Genomic DNA, 1,771 nt, shown 5'->3' with positions numbered 1-1,771 from the left:
AACGGCAAGCTCGACCGCAAGGCCCTGCCCGCCCCCGCATACACCACCGGCACCGGCACCGGCCGGGCGCCGGCCAATGAGCGGGAGGAGATCCTCTGCGCCGCCTTCGCGCAGGTGCTCGGTCTGGAGAGTGTCGGCGTCGACGACAACTTCTTCGACCTCGGCGGGCACTCCCTCCTCGCCGTTCGACTCACCAGCCAGATCCGGGCGGTGCTGGGCGTCGAGGTGCCGTTGAAGGCGCTTGTGGAGGCGCCGACGGTGGCCGGACTGGCACAACAGCTCGGACATGAGAAATCAGCTAGGCCGGCGTTGCGGCCGATGCGCAGCCAGGAGGAGTTCTGATGGTTCCGTTGTCTTTCGCGCAGCGCCGGTTGTGGTTCCTTTCGCAGCTTGAGGGCCCGAGCGCCACTTACAACATCCCGATCGTCAGGCGCCTGCCGGGACGGATCGAGGTCGATGCACTCCACATGGCCCTGCGGGACGTCATCGGACGCCACGAGGTGCTGCGCACCGTCTACCCGACGGTCGACGGTGAGCCGTACCAGCGCATCCTGAAGATGGAGGAACTGGACTGGGAACCGGTGGTGGCCGATCTGTCGCCCGCCGAACTCGACTCTCGGATTTCGGAGTTGGAGTCCCACCCGTTCGACCTGGCCGACGAGGTGCCGATCCGTGCCACGCTGCTGCGGACCGGCCCGGAGGAGTCCGTGCTGGTCGTGGTCGTCCACCACATCGCGAGCGACGGCTGGTCGACGGGGCCGCTGCTGCGCGATGTGACGCAGGCCTACCTCGACCGCAGCGAGGGCCGGGCGCCCGAGTGGGAGCCGCTGCCCGTCCAGTACGCCGACTACACCCTCTGGCAGCGCGAACTGCTGGGCGACCAGGAGGACCCGGAGAGCCTGCTGGCCCGTCAGCTCGCCTACTGGCGCGACAAACTCGCCGGTGCTCCCGAGGAGCTCGACCTGCCGTCCGACCACGCCCGCACGGCGGTCGCCTCGCACCGCGGCCACGGCGTGGCGCTGGAGATCCCGGCCGCGGTCCACGCCCGGCTCGCCGAGGTGGCTCGTGCCGAGGACGCCACGGTCTTCATGGTCCTGCAGTCCGCGCTGGCGGTCATGCTGTCCCGCCTGGGCGCGGGCACCGACATACCGATCGCCACAGCCGTCGCCGGGCGAACCGACGTCGCGCTGGACGACATGGTCGGCTTCTTCGTCAACACCCTGGTCCTGCGCACGGACCTCACCGGCGACCCGGCCTTCCGCGAGGTGCTCGCCCAGGCGCGGCAGACCGGGTGGGACGCTCTCACGCACCAGGACGTGCCGTTCGAGAAGCTCGTCGAGGAGCTCGCACCTGCCCGCTCCCTGGCCCGGCACCCGCTGGTCCAGGTCATGCTGACCGTCCACAACAACGAGCGGATCGTGCTGGAGCGCTCTGGCGCCGAGTCCGACGGTCGGACGGCGGCGGGCGCCGCGGTCGACGTGCGCGCGGCCAAGTTCGACCTCGAACTCGACTTCGTTGAGCTCTTCGATCAGAACGGCACTCCGGCGGGCCTGCGCGGCTCGCTGACCGCCTCGGTGGACCTCTTCGAACGCGACGCCGCCGCGCGGCTCGCGACCCGGTTCCGACGGGCGCTGGAACTGCTGGTCGCCGAGCCGGAGACCCGGGTGAGCGGCCTGGAGGTGCTGGACGCGGTTGAGCGTCGGCGTGTTCTGGTGGAGTGGAACGACACGGCGGTGGGGGTCGAAGGGGGCACGCTTCCGGGGTTGTTCGA

General features: G+C 70.3%; 2 protein-coding genes. Both read left to right on the top strand.

What is annotated here, in order from left to right; all coding sequences use genetic code 11:
- Positions 1–342, top strand: a 342-nt coding sequence (locus ABT300_RS43790; protein WP_351688697.1) for a phosphopantetheine-binding protein, incomplete at its 5' end; no start/stop codon positions are given.
- On the top strand, positions 342–1,771 hold a 1,430-nt coding region (locus tag ABT300_RS43785), incomplete at its 3' end, for a condensation domain-containing protein (RefSeq protein ID WP_351688695.1). The genes ABT300_RS43790 and ABT300_RS43785, both read left to right, overlap by 1 nt.

The sequence above is a fragment of the Streptomyces sp. NPDC001027 genome (genome assembly GCF_040299045.1).
GTDB lineage: Bacteria > Actinomycetota > Actinomycetes > Streptomycetales > Streptomycetaceae > Streptomyces.
Note: the sequence above shows the minus strand (reverse complement) of the source record. Positions and strands in the feature narration are given on the sequence as shown.